The 15,869-nt window shown below is 33.1% G+C and carries 13 protein-coding genes; 7 read left to right on the forward strand and 6 right to left on the reverse strand.

Features of this window, described 5'->3' with window-relative positions; translation table 11 throughout:
- Positions 1 to 131 precede the first annotated feature (131 nt).
- Complete coding sequence (locus Ollyesu_RS08945) at positions 132 to 935, forward strand: DUF6503 family protein (RefSeq protein ID WP_279300880.1); 804 nt, start codon at positions 132 to 134, stop codon at positions 933 to 935.
- A gap of 26 nt (positions 936 to 961) precedes the next feature.
- Here the strand turns inward: Ollyesu_RS08945 and Ollyesu_RS08950 are convergent, their stop codons facing one another.
- The 4 genes from Ollyesu_RS08950 to Ollyesu_RS08965 all read right to left on the reverse strand — a co-directional run bounded on the left by Ollyesu_RS08950 (position 962) and on the right by Ollyesu_RS08965 (position 6,837).
- Entirely contained in the window at positions 962 to 1,327 is a 366-nt protein-coding gene (locus Ollyesu_RS08950; protein ID WP_279300881.1) for a hypothetical protein, read from the reverse strand.
- Between the two features lie 15 nt (positions 1,328 to 1,342).
- Positions 1,343 to 2,635: an amidohydrolase family protein gene (locus Ollyesu_RS08955; RefSeq protein WP_279300882.1), complete on the reverse strand. Its 1,293-nt coding sequence runs from the start codon at positions 2,633 to 2,635 to the stop codon at positions 1,343 to 1,345.
- A gap of 87 nt (positions 2,636 to 2,722) precedes the next feature.
- Positions 2,723 to 5,713: an amidohydrolase family protein gene (locus tag Ollyesu_RS08960; protein WP_279300883.1), complete on the reverse strand. Its 2,991-nt coding sequence runs from the start codon at positions 5,711 to 5,713 to the stop codon at positions 2,723 to 2,725.
- Positions 5,714 to 5,799: 86 nt separating this feature from the next.
- Complete coding sequence (locus tag Ollyesu_RS08965; RefSeq protein ID WP_347567251.1) at positions 5,800 to 6,837, reverse strand: DUF3810 domain-containing protein; 1,038 nt, start codon at positions 6,835 to 6,837, stop codon at positions 5,800 to 5,802.
- A 272-nt stretch (positions 6,838 to 7,109) separates the two neighbouring features.
- Here Ollyesu_RS08965 and Ollyesu_RS08970 point away from each other — a divergent pair, with 272 nt between their 5' ends.
- Positions 7,110 to 8,570 carry an aminoacyl-histidine dipeptidase gene (locus tag Ollyesu_RS08970; RefSeq protein ID WP_279300885.1) on the forward strand — a complete coding sequence of 487 codons (1,461 nt, stop codon included), beginning with the start codon at positions 7,110 to 7,112 and terminating at the stop codon, positions 8,568 to 8,570.
- 214 nt (positions 8,571 to 8,784) lie between these two features.
- Here Ollyesu_RS08970 and Ollyesu_RS08975 read toward each other — a convergent pair whose 3' ends face one another.
- Positions 8,785 to 9,594 (reverse strand): hypothetical protein, encoded by an 810-nt coding sequence (locus Ollyesu_RS08975; protein ID WP_279300886.1) that lies wholly within the window; start codon positions 9,592 to 9,594, stop codon positions 8,785 to 8,787.
- A gap of 165 nt (positions 9,595 to 9,759) precedes the next feature.
- Positions 9,760 to 10,410 (reverse strand): YceI family protein, encoded by a 651-nt coding sequence (locus Ollyesu_RS08980; protein WP_279300887.1) that lies wholly within the window; start codon positions 10,408 to 10,410, stop codon positions 9,760 to 9,762.
- 165 nt (positions 10,411 to 10,575) lie between these two features.
- Here Ollyesu_RS08980 and Ollyesu_RS08985 point away from each other — a divergent pair, with 165 nt between their 5' ends.
- From Ollyesu_RS08985 to Ollyesu_RS09005, 5 genes are all read left to right on the forward strand, one after another.
- Complete coding sequence (locus tag Ollyesu_RS08985; RefSeq protein WP_279300888.1) at positions 10,576 to 11,133, forward strand: nucleotide exchange factor GrpE; 558 nt, start codon at positions 10,576 to 10,578, stop codon at positions 11,131 to 11,133.
- A 7-nt stretch (positions 11,134 to 11,140) separates the two neighbouring features.
- Complete coding sequence (gene dnaJ / locus Ollyesu_RS08990; RefSeq protein WP_279300889.1) at positions 11,141 to 12,256, forward strand: molecular chaperone DnaJ; 1,116 nt, start codon at positions 11,141 to 11,143, stop codon at positions 12,254 to 12,256.
- Positions 12,257 to 12,653: 397 nt separating this feature from the next.
- A complete protein-coding gene (locus Ollyesu_RS08995; RefSeq protein WP_279300890.1) occupies positions 12,654 to 13,577 on the forward strand; it encodes an ABC transporter ATP-binding protein in 924 nt (307 codons plus the stop codon).
- A 2-nt stretch (positions 13,578 to 13,579) separates the two neighbouring features.
- Entirely contained in the window at positions 13,580 to 14,899 is a 1,320-nt protein-coding gene (locus tag Ollyesu_RS09000) for an ABC transporter permease (protein ID WP_279300891.1), read from the forward strand.
- A 12-nt stretch (positions 14,900 to 14,911) separates the two neighbouring features.
- Entirely contained in the window at positions 14,912 to 15,868 is a 957-nt protein-coding gene (locus Ollyesu_RS09005; protein WP_279300892.1) for a mechanosensitive ion channel domain-containing protein, read from the forward strand.
- The last annotated feature ends 1 nt before the right edge of the window (position 15,869 follow it).

A 15,869-nucleotide genomic window follows, 5' to 3' on the forward strand; every position in this document is an offset into this window, starting at 1 on the left:
TATTTAGTTAAAATTTTGTCACACTAAGCATAGTCGAAGTGTAAAAGCTTCAGTATAACCACTGAAGCTTTTTTTTGTAAAGAATAATAATTAACTCCGACAGACTATAAAATTATAAAATCAACCTTTAAATGAAACGTATACCATTCGTATTACTAATTGCCTTATTATTTATATCGTGTAAAAATGATACAACTTCTAAAACTGAAATTGATACAGACTATTCCAAAGAAACATTAAACGTAACTACATCTATTTATCCAGAAAATATAACTAAGGTATTTGATGCTCATGGTGGAATAGACGTATGGAATACGATGCAATCTCTAGAGTTTACAATGAAAAAGCCTGATGGAGATGAGGTGACTTTAACTAATTTAAAATCTAGAGAATCACTCATTACCATGCCAGATTATACTATAGGTTATGATGGTAATATGGTTTGGTTAAATTCTACAACGGATCAAGACTATTCAGGAAATCCGAAGTTTTACTACAATTTGATGTTTTACTTTTATGCAATGCCATTTATTTTAGCGGATGATGGTATTAATTATCAAAATGTAGAGCCTCAAACATTTGAAAACACAACCTATCCAGGAATTAAAATTAGTTATGAAAATGAAGTAGGAGAGTCACCAGAAGACGAATATATTTTATATTACAATCCTGACACCTATAAAATGGAATGGTTAGGGTATACTGTTACTTACTTTACAAAGGAGAAGAGTAAAAAATGGTCTTTTATTAAGTATAGTAATTGGCAAACTGTTAAGGGATTATTATTACCAGAAACGTTAACATGGTATAAGGTGGAGAATAATGTACCTGTCGAAGTTCGCAATGATTTAAAATTTACGGATATTAAATTATCAAAAGCCAAAGTAGATAAATTGAAATTTACAAAACCTGAAGATGCTAAAATTATACAATAAAAAAAGCGACCAAATGGTCGCTTTTTTTATTCGTGATTTATAATTAAAGGTGTGCGTTGCTGAGTATTGAAAAAATTACCAGTAAACATAATACGTTGTAACTCGACATCTAAACTAGGTCTAGCATCTATCTGAAGTCCTTCAAAAGAGCGTCCAAGGTTTTCTGTATTAACTATTAACTGACCTTGTCTAATTTCATCAAAGCGTTTAATAATAGTGGTAGTTTCATTAATATGTTCACTTATTGCTCTAAGTTTATTGTATATCTCTTCAAATCCTTGATAATTTATTGTTTGGTCAATAGCATTTGTTTGATTATTATCAACTAGTATCTCTTGAGATAGTCCAAAACAACTCATTAAAGTCATGCAAATAGTGAATACATATTTCATATTAATTCATTTAAATTACTGCTTATATTTAGCAGAATAACGTTTGTATAATTCTGTTTGATGTGTCTCAAGACTAATATCACGACCTTGTATAAACGCTTTACTTAATTTATTGGTTCGCATATCTAAAGCATCACCTTCACTAATAAAAAGAGTAGCGTCTTTTCCAACTTCTAAAGATCCTACAGAGTCATCAATTCCTAAAATTTTTGCTGTATTTAATGTTATTAAACTTAAGGCTTGTGCTTTAGTTAATCCATGTGCAACTGTTGTGCCAGCTAAAAAAGGTAGGTTTCTAGCATTCATACGTTCCATTTGACCAGCATTTTCTAAGCCTACTAAAATTCCTGAGTTCACTAATTGAGTTGCTAATTTATATGGTAAATCATAGTCGTGGTCATCTCCATTTGGTCTAGAATGCGTGCGTTGTAGTAACACAGGAATGTTATTTTGTTTTAATAATTCAGTAACATTGTTAGCTTCATAACCACCTACTATAACAATATGTTTTATGTTTTGAGCTTTTGCAAAATTTACTGCGTCAGTAATTCCTTTTTCGTAATCAACATGGATATACAGTTTTTTAGAACCTTCAATTAACCCTTTTAAAGCTTCAAAAGGCAAGTTTTTAGGTGATGTGCTACTGGCAAGATAGGCTTTACTCTGCGCAAAAAAGTTATTTAATTCTTCTACTTCTTTTGAATAGTTTTTGTTTTCTTTTAAAACATTAGGTTCTCCTAACCACCAACGACCTCTAGAATAAGCTCTTGGCCAATTAAGGTGTGTACCATCATCTTCTTTAACAACTGCATCTTCCCAGTTCCAAGCATCTAGTTGAACGACGCTTGAAGTTCCAGAAATACGTCCACCACGAGGTGTGATTTGTGCCATTAATACTCCGTTTGGTCGCATAGATTCTACAACTTTGGATTCTGTGTTATAAGCAATAATGCTTCTTACATGCGGATTCATAGCTCCAACTTCATCATCATCATTAGTTGCTCTTACAGCACTTATTTCTACTAATCCTAAAGTAGAATTTGGTGCAATAAAACCAGGATATACGTGCTTACCTTTCGCATCAATAATTTGTCCCTTTCTTGCAATTTTTGCATTGGCACTACCAACAAATGTTAGTTTGCCATTTTCAAACATAATTAAGGCGTTTTCAATAACCTCTCCATTACCTAAATGTGCAGTTGCACCTTCTATGGTAATTGCTTGTGATTGTTTATCTGCAGGAGTTTGCTGTGCATAGCTGAAGGCTGCAAAGCAAAGTGTTAGGAGTAAAATATTTAGTTTTTTCATTATTTGTTTTTATTAGTGACACTTCGACTAGGCTCTGTGTGACATTAGGTTTAAGAATACTTTTTACTGAATACTGATTACTAACAACTAAAATTGGTGGTCAATAGAATCGCAGTGTAAAAGTTCTTTTTCTTTTTTCTCGATTGGCTTCGTTTTTAATCCTTTATTTTTAGCTTGAAGCATTAACATGGTTAACTCGTTTTTTTCTTTTTTAATTGCTTCTCTTAATTGCGCATCACGTTCTAAATCAAAATACACTTTTCCTTCAATGATTGTTTTTTCCGCTTTAGCGTAAATAGATAGTGGATGGTCTGACCATAGTACAACATCTGCATCCTTACCAACTTTTATACTACCAACTCTATCATCAATATGTAATAATTTTGCTGGGTTTAAAGTGACAAACTTCCACGCGTCCTCTTCGCTGATATCTCCATATTTTACACTTTTTGCAGCTTCCTGATTTAGTCGTCTAGACATCTCTGCATCATCACTATTAATTGCAACTAAAACACCAGCTCTGTGCATGATTGGTGCGTTATATGGAATGGCATCATTAACTTCATACTTGTAAGCCCACCAGTCTGAGAATGTAGAACCTCCAACACCATGTTGTGCCATTTTATCTGCGACTTTATAACCTTCTAAAATGTGCGTAAAGGTGTTAATGTTGAAATTGAATTTTTCAGCAACCTTCATTAACATATTAATCTCACTTTGAACATACGAGTGACAGGATACAAAACGCTCTTTATTTAAGATTTCAGCAATCACTTCAAGTTCTAAGTCTTTTCGATATGGTTTGCCACTTTTTTGTAATGCATCATATTCTTTAGCACGTTGAAAATAATCTGTAAAGACTTGCTCAACTCCCATTCTGGTTTGCGGAAAGCGAGTTCTGGCATTGTCTCCCCAATTACTTTGCTTTACGTTTTCACCTAAAGCAAACTTGATAAATTTTGGACTGTTTTTATATACTAGATTATCTGCCTTTTCTCCCCATTTTAGTTTGATAATTGCCGATCGTCCTCCAATAGGATTGGCAGATCCATGTAATATTTGAATACTAGTCACTCCACCTGCAAGATTGCGGTAAATGTCTACATCTTCTGCATCTAATACATCTTCAATGGTTACTTCTGCTGTACTATTGTGTCCAGCTTCATTTACACTTTCTGTTGCAATATGTGAATGTTCGTCAATAATTCCAGAGGTTAAGTGTTTTCCTTTTCCATCGATAACTTTTGCATTTCCATCGGACAAATTAGTGCCTATTTTAGCAATTTTACCGTTTTTGATTAGTACGTCTGTATTTTCTAAAATTCCCTCATTTTCATTAGTCCAAACAGTAACGTTTTTAAATAACAAGGTTTCTTGTTGCGGTAAAGTCGTCATCCCATACGCCATATTTGGATAGGTAACAGGATATACTTTTGGTGCAATATTGTCCTTTTTAATCTCTTTTTTCTTGTCGCTTGACGATGTCGAAGCATCTTTAACTTTTTTAGTTGCAAAAAACGTCACTTCTGTTCCATTAGGGTAAATGGCTTTACCATTTAAAGTGTTCGTATCATTTACATTGGATATCACTCTAATAAACTCTTGTTTTGTTGAGTCTGCTGTAGCAAAAGTTAATTGCATCCAATCGTCTTTATAACTTAGTTTTGAACCGTATTCTTTATCTTCAGTTTTAACTTTAGATTTTAGTTTATCTACTTCACCAGAAATCTCTAATTCGTAATTGGTATTATCTAGGTTAAACGTATAATTGCCACGTAAGTCTTTGGTATTCATTGGTTTTAGTTCATCTTTAATACCTGTAATCCAATTTTCGTAGATAGTTGTTTTTTTATCAAAAATATCTCCAGAAGTAATTAAAAAATTAGCATGAGCACCAGATCTTAGATGTCCTAATTCTGACGATTTCCCAATAATACCAGCAGGAATAGTTGTTAAAGCTTCTAGTGCTTTAGTTTTATCCAAACCATATTCGATTGCCTTTAAAAGATTTGGCATCAACTCTTTAGCGTCTTTTAATTTATGTGTAGTCAATGCAAACTTAATATTATTATCCGCTAATACCTTTGGGTTTGATGGGCTTTGGTTCCATGCTCTTAAATCTTCAAGACTTACTGATTTTGCAAGTAGAGGGTTTTCCATATCATAAGCATCAGGAAAATTTAGTGGTAAGATAAATGTTGCGTTGGTAGCTTTTATATCTTTAATTAATTCATATTCATCACCACCACCAACAAATACATATTGGAATCCAAATTGGTCACCAATTTTATCAAATCGTAATGCATTTACTTTTTTACCAGCATCAAAAAACTGAACTTCGTTTTTATTAGCTAGGTAAGCTTCTAGAGCACGATCTTTTTCTTTGATGTTTCCTTTAGCATACCAATCTGCGTCATGGTTAACTTGACGTAATAAAGCCATAGTGCCCATTAGTGAGGTTGGATAAGCTTGTCTTGAGGTTTTACTTTTTGATGTCCCAGAAAACTGCCCAACTTTTTCGTCTAACAAACGTGTTGCATCGCTTCCTTCTGGAGCCAATGTTACCAGTAGTCCTGTACCTTGTATAATACCATCATCTATATGCGAGGTAACCACACCAAATCCAGCTTTACGCATAGCTTCGGCTTTTTTACTATCAAACTCAAAATGGTCTACTGCATTTTGATCTGGTCTAATATGGTCGTTCCAATAGTAGCCTTCACGACTAGCATCGTATTGTGGTGCACGATTATTACCAGAAGGAGTACTAGGTTTTTTAATACCAAAATCGGTATAAATATCTATGAAAGACGGATAGATGGTCTTACCAGAGACATCAATTATAACAGCGTTTTTCGGAATAGAAACCGAACTTCCGCTAGATACTACTTTTCCATCTTTAATTAATAAAGTACCATTATCAATGACTTGATTTGGCGTAATGTGAATTTTTGCGTTGGTAAAAGCAGTGTAATTAGACGTGTTTGTTTTTACACCATCATTTTTAGGAACATACTCTTGTGCAAAAGAAAAATAGCTACACAACAGTAGGCTTAGAATGGCCCATTTTTTAATCATTAGTATTTAGTTTAAGGTTGTTTAAACACTAAAGATAAGCAATAACCAATATGCGAAACAAAAGTAAAATACGCTTTTAACGTTTTTTATAAGGATTTATCTTCTAGATAATTCACCAAAAGCGCAACCACATAGCTGTAGCTAGCCATTCCGTTAGCTTGATTATTAGCTTTTAAATAGGATGAATAGGTGGATCTAAAAATAGGCTCAAAAGGATTTTGATAACTATCCCAAAACTCTCTAACCTCTTGGTAGTTTTTTAAAATTCCTTTGTTAATAGTTGGGATTAATTCCTCATAAAGTTGTGGGTTGCGTCTAAAGACTTCGCCCAAACAATGACGCAATCCAAAGGTGTAACCAGAATATTTAAAGTACACATTGTCATTACTTATAGTAGCCATAAAGCCTATAAAATTAGCTTCATTTTCTTTAGCATAACCCAATTGATGTGCTACTTCGTGTGCAGCAGTCGTCGGAAATTTATATACAGGAATCAAATAATCCACCTGAGCCTCATTAGTTAAAGGGTTTAAATATCCACTAAATCCCATATAAGTTAATGGTACACTAAATAGTGACTTTTTTAGACTTTTTGGACTATATTTCAAATTAGGAAATGTATTATCTAACGCTTGATAACTATTTGGCGTTAACCTTAAAATCTCTTTTTTAGTAAATGGTAACTCCACCTTAACGCTATCATTTTTAGTAATGTCTAAATGTATGGCATTAGACTTCTCAATCAGTTTTTTGGTGACAGATAACAGCTGTTCTGTAGTATACTCATCTTTCAGATTTAAGTTGACATGTAACGGGTTTCGGTAGTAATTTAAACCCCAAAATAAATGAAAAGCAAAGTACACAATACTTAAGGTTGCAAACACATCAATTAGCCAGTTTTTAGTGTCTTTATACATGCGTTTTCGGTTTAGAAACAACCAACGTAACATAAAAATAATACTAAAACCATACAACAAATCGCCAAAACTAAAAGGTAACCAACCCAAGACATATCTAAATAGTTTCGAAATGTATGGGTACAACCCATTGCTGTAAAAACGCTCGATAACGGTTGGGTAATTCGCCAAAATCTTCACCAAAATATACATTGGGATTATAGACAAAGCAAGCAGTAATTTTTTGTTTTTCAGCATGGCTCAAAAATAAATAAAATAAGGACCAATCCTTGTGGTTTTTTTAAAAGGTTTCTACCTGCTGTCCGTTATATCTTTTTTACTTGTTCTCGATACACGCTTCACTACGTTCTGCGCACTCGAACTGACGTAAAAAAGGATGCCACTACCATCAGGAGTAGCGACTACTGTCTTTTTCTATTTAAATGGTTTCTAAATGTCATTGCAATGCGTACTTTTGCAATTCAATTAAAACATTACAAATGAGTCAAGAGGTTAGAGCTTTAGAGCCAAAAGCATTATGGAATAAATTTGCCGATTTAAACGCAGTACCAAGACCTTCAAAAAAAGAAGAACACGTCATTAAATTCATGACAGATTTTGGTGCCAAATTAGGTTTAGAAACTATAGTCGATGAAGTGGGAAATGTCATCATTAAAAAACCTGCAACTCCAGAAATGGAAGACAGAGTAACCATTGTCATGCAATCACATTTAGATATGGTCCATCAAAAAAATGCAGATACTGATTTTGATTTTGATACACAAGGCATAGAAATGTTTGTGGAAGGCGATTGGGTAAAAGCAAAAGGCACAACTTTAGGTGCAGATAACGGTTTAGGTGTGGCAACTATCATGGCTATTTTAGAAAGCACAGACATACCACATCCTGCAATTGAAGCCTTATTTACCATAGACGAAGAAACTGGTATGACAGGCGCAAAGGGATTAAAAGGTGGATTGTTATCAGGAGATATACTATTAAACTTAGATACCGAAGAGGATGACGAAATTGGTGTAGGTTGTGCTGGTGGTATAGACGTAACTGCAACAAGAACCTACGACGAAGAGGAAACACCAGAATTCAAGATAGGTTTCGAAATTAAAGTAAAAGGCTTACAAGGTGGACATTCTGGTATGCAAATCCATGAAGGATTAGGTAATGCTAACAAAATAATGAACCGTTTATTATTCGATGGATTTGAGAATTTTGGTTTACGCATCTCAGAAATTGATGGAGGTAGTTTACGCAACGCCATACCAAGAGAGAGTCGAGCAGTAGTAGCTATTGATGCTATACATGAAGCTGCTTTTTTAAACGACATGGAGACTTTAGCCAACACCATAAAAACAGAATTTAAAACCATGGAGCCTGACTTAGACATTGTGATGTCTAAGACTGAGACTCCAGAAAAAATCATAGATTTAGGTGTGCAAGAAGGGTTAACCAGAGCTATTTATGCAGCATTAAATGGTGTGTATAGGATGAGTGCAGACATCCCAGAATTGGTAGAAACCTCAAATAATATTGCACGTGTTTTAGTAAAAGACGGACATATAAAAATAGGCTGTTTAACACGTAGCTCTGTAGAAAGCAGTAAACTAGATTTAGCCAATATGCTACGAGCTACTTTTGAATTAACCGGTTGCGAAGTCGAGTTTTCTGGAGACTATCCAGGTTGGACACCAAATATGGACAGTGCTATTTTAAAAGTGTTAGATAAATTATACCAAAAACTAAACGGAGAAAAAGCACATATTGCAGCGTGCCACGCAGGATTAGAATGTGGTATTTTAGGACAAAATTATCCAGATATGGACATGATTAGTTTTGGGCCAAATATAAAAGGTGCACACAGTCCAGATGAGCGAGCACAAATTAGTTCTGCTCAAAAATATTGGACTTTTGTATTAGAGATTTTAAAGGAGATTCCTGTAAAGTAATAAATTCCTGCTTAGGCAGGAATCTTTATAATATTAAGAAAAGCACTCTATTTTAGAGTGTTTTTTTTAGTATCGTTTAACGGTTTTGTGTATGGTTAGTTGCGTGTTTAAGCAACTAATTTAGCAAACAAAAACGAACGCGAGGAAATTCCGAACAAATTTTCTAAATAGGCACTTGCCAAAGTAATTAATTATACACGTTGTTGGCTAACGTTTATAAATCTGTTACAACTATTGAATTTTGTATGGCATTATATGTGAAAGTCTTATTCAAGGCAGTAGAAGAAACAATAAATTCTTCCATTCCAAATAAGTCGAATCCATATAGTCGAAATGTGCAAATATCAGTTGCAGAAATGTAAGGTGTCATTTTTAAATGAGAATGTATTGCTGAAACAACAACTTCATTGTTAGGACCCTTAGTTTGAGTAGCAATTAAGGTTTTATGAAATTTTTTCCAATCAACAACATTTCCAATTTCGTCCGTATTAAATAAATAATCATTTCCAAATGGAATGACATTTGAATTAGGTGTCCCAATTATTATATAAAGTTTAAATCCATTAAGTTTGGGAATCAATACTGGATTTGGATTAAAACCTTTTTGGAAGTTAAAACCATATTCTTGTGAATTAGAATTCAGATTTTTGAGAATCGTATTTTTAACTTCAAATAGCTTCGAAACTTTTTTTGGTATTGGTTTAGCCTCAAAATCCTCCAAGTATGGAGTTTTTAAGTTTTTCTTTGTAAAAGAGTATTTTGCTATTTGGTTTTTAAATTCTTTATCTGCAAAAACTGCAAAAAGTGTGTCATTAGAATGATAAACAATATAGGCTCCGATGTTTTCTTTAATTTTTTCATTTGTATAAGCCAAATCTGTAGAATTCCAAGTTACTTTTTCATAGTTGTAAAGTAAATCAGCTTCTTTTATAATTGAATCTAGTATTGTTTTCTCAGACCTTTCTTGGGAAAAAATGGAAATAGGAAAAATTCCTAAAATCAAGATATATATAATTTTTTTCATTATTCTGTTATAAATGTTTGCCAATGTCTATGATAAAAAATCGTTTCAATATTTTTTATCAATCGTTAAACGAAGTTAACCGAAAAAAATGACACAATCAAACCTTATAAAACCAAAAAAGCCACAACAATTGTTGTGGCTTTTTTTAATATTGTAAACTAGTTATTACGCTTTCGTCGCTTTAACCATAATTTTAATTTCAATGTCATCTTTAATCATTTTGTCACCTAAAGATGCTGCGATATCTGGTGTTGTGCCAGCATTGTACATAATATCCCATTCTGTTCTGTCTATAGTAAATGTATCGCTAGTAATAGCAATCTCATCACCAGTTACAGTTACATTTGCAGGAAAGGTAATGTTCTTCTTAATCCCTTTTAATGTTAAGTTTCCACTAACTGTGTTACCATCTACTTTAGTAATTTCAAAAGCAGCAGTTGGGTGATTGGCTACATCAAAAAAGTCGTCGCTTTTTAAGTGTCCAATTAATTTAGCATTAGATTTATCATCAGCTGGTATATCTGTACAAGCTATTGTATTAATGTCAAAGATAAAACTACCACCTACTAGTTTGTTACCTTCTAATTTAGCAACACCATTAGACACGTGTATGGTTCCTTCATGTCCACCAACAACTTTATTGGCTTTCCACATAATCATCGAGTTTTCAGCATCTGCTTTGTATTTAGCAGCTTCTTTATTTTCTATTACAGCTTGTGCTTCACCTGTTTTTGCTTCTTTAGCATCACTTTTACAAGCAACAACGCTTAATCCTACTATTGCTACTGCAAAAAGATTTAATACAATTTTTTTCATGTTTTAAGTTTTTAATTTTAGTGATTTGATATGCAAATATATAAATAATCTTCCATGGAAACTAATTAAAAGTTTGTTAAAAAAAATGTGTGACATTTTGACATTATTAATAGTAATGGCAGTACTTTTGCCATCCTATTACAGTATTTTAAATTAAGTACATCAATGAGCAAGAAGAATAAAAAAGAAGCAAACATAGAAGAGGACGTTAAAACCGCTTCAACACAAGCAGAAACAGCTACAGAACAAGCAGAAACTAAAGAAGAGTTGTCTGTAGAAGAGCAATTAAAAAACGAAGTACAGCAAGAAAAAGACAAATTTTTACGTCTTTTTGCCGAGTTTGAAAATTATAAAAAACGTACCTCTAGAGAGCGTATTGAACTGTTTCAGACTGCTAACAAAGACGTTATGGTGTCATTGTTACCTGTTTTAGACGATTTTGAGCGTGCCTTATTACATATAGAAGATGACAAAGAAGCAGAAGAGCTGCGTAAAGGTGTGTTGTTAATTTACAATAAACTATTGCAAACGCTACAACAAAAAGGCTTAGCAAAAATTGAAGTTGACAAAGGCGATGTGTTTGATGCCGATCATCATGAAGCAGTAACACAAATTCCTGCACCTTCAGATGACCTAAAAGGCAAAATAGTAGACGTTATAGAAAAAGGATACAAATTAGGAGAGACGGTTATTCGTTTTCCTAAAGTAGTCATAGGACAATAAATACAACATGGCAAAAAAAGATTTTTACGACATATTAGGTATCGATAAATCAGCATCTCAAGCTGACATTAAAAAAGCATACCGTAAAAAAGCAATCCAATATCATCCAGACAAAAATCCAGATGATAAAGATGCTGAAGCTAAGTTTAAAGAAGCTGCAGAAGCTTATGAGGTATTAAGTGACGAGAATAAAAAAGCACGTTACGACCAATTCGGACACCAAGCATTTGAAGGTGGAGGAGGCTTCGGTGGAGGCGGAATGAACATGGACGACATCTTTAGTCAGTTTGGAGACATCTTTGGTGGTGGCTTCTCTGGTTTTGGTGGAGGCTTTGGTGGTGGAGGTGGACAACGTCGCGTTAAAGGTAGTAACCTTCGTGTACGCTTAAAACTAACCTTAGAAGAAATTGCTAATGGTGTTGAGAAAAAAATTAAGGTAAAGCGTAAAGTGCAAGCACCAGGTACTACTTACAAAACGTGTAGTACTTGTAATGGTTCTGGTCAAGTCACTAGAGTTACCAATACTATATTAGGACGTATGCAGACCTCTGCACCTTGTAATACTTGTGGTGGAGCAGGTCAAACTATAGACAAAAAACCTAGCGAAGCTGATGCGCAAGGGATGGTTGCAAAAGAAGAAACCATTCCAGTAAACATTCCTGCAGGAGTTGTGGATGGTATGCAACTTAAAGTGTCTGGTAAAGGTAACGAAGCACCAGGAAATGGAATTTCGGGAGATTTATTAGTTGCTATAGAAGAGCAACCACACGACACTTTACAACGTGAAGGTGATAATTTACACTACGATTTATATGTGAGTTTGCCAGATGCTATTTTAGGTACTTCAAAAGAAATTGATACTGTTACAGGAAAAGTACGTATCAAAATTGAAGCTGGTATGCAATCTGGAAAAATATTACGCTTACGCGGAAAAGGGATACCAAGTATTAACGGTTATGGTAAAGGAGATTTATTAGTACATGTAAATGTTTGGACTCCAAAAACGTTAAACAAAAAACAGAAAGAATTTTTCGAAGAGATGCGTGAAGATGAGCACTTTACACCTAAGCCAGAGCGCAGTGATAAATCATTTTTTGAGAAAGTTAAAGACATGTTCTCTTAGCAAAATCTAAATACTAAAAATAAAAAGTCCGTGTAAAACGGACTTTTTTTTGCTTTTTGTTTAACTATTTATATCATTTAACATCTTATTAAATAAAAAATCTTATATTTGGCTTATCGCTAGCTTGTCTAGTGATAATTTTTCTTTTTCATAGCAATTTTTTCCCATCCTTTATTTATTTAAAGGGTGGGTTTTGTTTTTTATGGAATAACTATTTTAATTGATAACTCTCTATCAAAAACTCATAGTAGTCAAGCTTAATCTCTTTGAGAATATAACTACTGGTCATTTATATTTATACGTTAAAAATAGTCAAAACCTTTACGTTACTCATTTAACATTTTCTATATTTACAAAACGTGCAAAATAGTAACACAATAACCAATCTTATAAATATATGAGTAACCTTTTAGAAGTGCATGGTGTCTCTAAAAACTACGGAAATTTTACTGCTTTAAACAATGTGTCTATAACCGTTCCAAAAGGAAGTATTTTTGGGTTATTAGGTCCTAATGGAGCTGGAAAAACAACTTTAATTAGAATTATTAACCAAATTACAATGCCTGACAAAGGTCACGTGTTACTGGATGGCGAACCGTTAAAAAATCACCATATTAAAGATATTGGGTATTTACCTGAAGAACGTGGGTTGTATAAATCCATGAAAGTAGGTGAGCAAGCCTTGTACCTAGCACAACTTAAGGGTATGCAAAAATCTGAAGCCAAAAAACGACTAAAAATGTGGTTTGAGCGCTTAGAAATAGGAGATTGGTGGAATAAAAAAATACAAGAGCTATCTAAGGGAATGGCTCAAAAAATACAATTTGTGGTTACTGTATTACACGAGCCTAAACTATTAATTTTTGACGAACCTTTTTCTGGCTTTGACCCTATAAATGCAAATCTAATTAAAGACGAAATTTTAAGATTACGTGATGAAGGCGCAACGGTTATTTTCTCGACGCATCGTATGGAATCTGTTGAAGAATTGTGCGATCATATTGCATTAATACACAAATCAAACAAAGTATTGGATGGTCATTTAATGGATATAAAACGCGAATACAAAAGCAATACGTTTGAAATTGGTATTAAACCAAATAACAGTAACTTAGAACAAGAACTAACTAATAAATTTAGTGTGACTCCAGCAGAATTTAGAACCTTAGGTAACGATTTGAAGTTAAACATTAAATTGTCAGAACAAGAATCAGCTAACGATTTATTAGCTTATTTATCAAGCCAAGGTCAGATTTCTCATTTTGTAGAAGTTATTCCAAGTGCTAGCGATATTTTTATTCAAACGGTAAAGAATAATTAATTATGAATCATCTTCCACTTATTATAAAACGCGAATATCTAGCTAAAGTTAGGAACAAGGCGTTTATTATCATGACATTTTTAAGTCCATTAATTATAATTGGGCTAATTTCGGTGGTTGCGTACCTCACGCAAATGAATAATAGTAAAGTCCGTCAAATCTCAGTTTTAGACCAATCTGGCTTAGTAAAAGATATATTTAAGGATACAGAGAATACTAAATACACGCTTTTAGAAGATACTATAACACTTGACAATGCGAAAACTACAGTTAAAGAAAAAGGCGATTATGGTTTACTTCATATTCAAAAATTTGACAGTATTGAAGAGGCTTCAACTAGTATTCGATTCTATTCAGAAGACTCACCATCATTATCGTTAATTAATAGTTTAGATGATAAAATTGAAAAAGAGCTCACTTCTATTAATATGAATAGAATGGGAGTTAATCCAGAGATTATTGCATCTTCAAAAGTTTTTATTGATATAGAACAAGAAAGTTTTGCAGGTAAAAAAACGTCAAAATTAGATAGTGGTATAAAAATCATATTCGGTGTGATTGCTGGATATTTGTTATTTATGTTTATTATTATTTATGGTAATATGATTATGCGTAGCGTTATTGAAGAAAAAACCAGTCGTATTATCGAGGTTATTATATCTTCAGTTAAGCCTATACAGCTCATGTTAGGTAAAATTATTGGTACCTCTTTAGTCGGTATTACGCAAGTTGTTATTTGGATTATTTTGGGTAGTGGGTTAATTATCTTGGTATCATTAATTTTTGGAATTGATTTAGGACAAATGGGTATGCCTCAACAAGAGATGATGGAACAAGCTATGCAAGGTTCAGGAAACTCTATGGAGACAGCGCAACGATTTATGAATGCGTTTTTTAATCTACCATTAACCAATTTAATTATAGCTTTTATCTTGTTTTTTATAAGTGGATATTTGCTGTATAGCTCATTGTATGCAGCAATTGGAGCAGCAGTAGATAACGAGACAGACACGCAACAATTTATGATGCCTATTATTGTACCGTTAATCCTTGCTGTTTATGTTGGTGGATTTACGGTTATAGAAGATCCACACGGAACGGTTTCTACAGTGTTTTCTTTTATACCCTTTACATCACCAGTAGTGATGCTAATGCGTATTCCTTTTGGTGTTCCAATATGGCAACAATTATTATCATTATTAATTTTAATAAGCACTTTTATGTTTACTGTCTGGTTTGCTGCTAAGATATATCGTGTCGGTATTTTGATGTATGGTAAAAAACCAAGTTATAAAGAACTAATAAAGTGGATTAAGTATTAATTTAGAACGAAGATGCAAAAAGAAAAAGTTGCAGATAAAATAGAAAAAGAGGTAGAAAAAGTTGGCGAAGCTATAGCTGAAAGCTCTGCTTGGGAAAAGTTTGTAGATTTTTTGAATTATAAAATTTACACCTTTACTGATAGTACTGACCAAGTAACTAGCGTCATAAAGGTTAAGTACGTACTATTAGTAATTGTTATATTATTATTTACAACTTATATCTTACGTTGGGTTAGAAAATTAATGACTCGTAAGCTACCTGATGAGGACAAAGCTAAATTTGTTACTGTATTTTCTTTTGCACGATGGTTAATTTATGCAATAGTATTTTTAGTGTCAATAGATTCTTTAGGTATTGATGTTACTGCGGTATTTGCTGCGTCTGCTGCTTTGTTAATTGGTGTTGGTTTAGCCTTACAAACTTTATTTCAGGACATTATTTCTGGGATTTTTATTTTAATCGATCAATCCGTTCATGTAGGTGATATTATAGAAATTGATGGCAAAGTTGGACGCGTAGAAGAAATTAAATTACGTACCACTAGAGCAGTGACTATAGATAACAAAGTATTAGTCATACCTAATCATTTATATTTGACTAATAGTTTATATAATTGGACACAAAATGGGACAACAACAAGAGAGACGGTAGATGTTGGTGTTGCTTATGGAAGTGATGTCAATTTAGTTAAAGAACTATTATTAAAAGCTGCCAAATCCAGTAAATTTGTTTTTAAACAACCAGAGCCTACAGTAATTTTTACAGATTTTGGAGATAGTTCATTAAATTTTAGAGTGGCTTTTACTATAGAAGATAGTTTTAATGCTAGAATCCCTAAAAGTGAAATACGTTTTGCAATTGATAAATTGTTTAGAGAAAACAATGTAACCATTCCATTTCCACAACGAGACATTAATATTATTAATAATCCTAATAATTCTAAGACGTTATCAAATCTTGGAGACTAAA

The sequence above is a fragment of the Olleya sp. YS genome (genome assembly GCF_029760915.1).
Classification (GTDB): domain Bacteria; phylum Bacteroidota; class Bacteroidia; order Flavobacteriales; family Flavobacteriaceae; genus Olleya.

What these genes read in the sequence shown, in the direction of transcription:
- Ollyesu_RS08945 (WP_279300880.1), top strand. Translation starts at nt 132, where the DNA reads ATGAAACGTATACCATTCGTATTACTAATTGCCTTATTATTTATATCG.
- Ollyesu_RS08950 (WP_279300881.1), bottom strand. Translation starts at nt 1,327, where the DNA reads ATGAAATATGTATTCACTATTTGCATGACTTTAATGAGTTGTTTTGGA.
- Ollyesu_RS08955 (WP_279300882.1), bottom strand. Translation starts at nt 2,635, where the DNA reads ATGAAAAAACTAAATATTTTACTCCTAACACTTTGCTTTGCAGCCTTC.
- Ollyesu_RS08960 (WP_279300883.1), bottom strand. Translation starts at nt 5,713, where the DNA reads ATGATTAAAAAATGGGCCATTCTAAGCCTACTGTTGTGTAGCTATTTT.
- Ollyesu_RS08970 (WP_279300885.1), top strand. Translation starts at nt 7,110, where the DNA reads ATGAGTCAAGAGGTTAGAGCTTTAGAGCCAAAAGCATTATGGAATAAA.
- Ollyesu_RS08975 (WP_279300886.1), bottom strand. Translation starts at nt 9,594, where the DNA reads ATGAAAAAAATTATATATATCTTGATTTTAGGAATTTTTCCTATTTCC.
- Ollyesu_RS08980 (WP_279300887.1), bottom strand. Translation starts at nt 10,410, where the DNA reads ATGAAAAAAATTGTATTAAATCTTTTTGCAGTAGCAATAGTAGGATTA.
- Ollyesu_RS08985 (WP_279300888.1), top strand. Translation starts at nt 10,576, where the DNA reads ATGAGCAAGAAGAATAAAAAAGAAGCAAACATAGAAGAGGACGTTAAA.
- dnaJ (WP_279300889.1), top strand. Translation starts at nt 11,141, where the DNA reads ATGGCAAAAAAAGATTTTTACGACATATTAGGTATCGATAAATCAGCA.
- Ollyesu_RS08995 (WP_279300890.1), top strand. Translation starts at nt 12,654, where the DNA reads ATGAGTAACCTTTTAGAAGTGCATGGTGTCTCTAAAAACTACGGAAAT.
- Ollyesu_RS09000 (WP_279300891.1), top strand. Translation starts at nt 13,580, where the DNA reads ATGAATCATCTTCCACTTATTATAAAACGCGAATATCTAGCTAAAGTT.
- Ollyesu_RS09005 (WP_279300892.1), top strand. Translation starts at nt 14,912, where the DNA reads ATGCAAAAAGAAAAAGTTGCAGATAAAATAGAAAAAGAGGTAGAAAAA.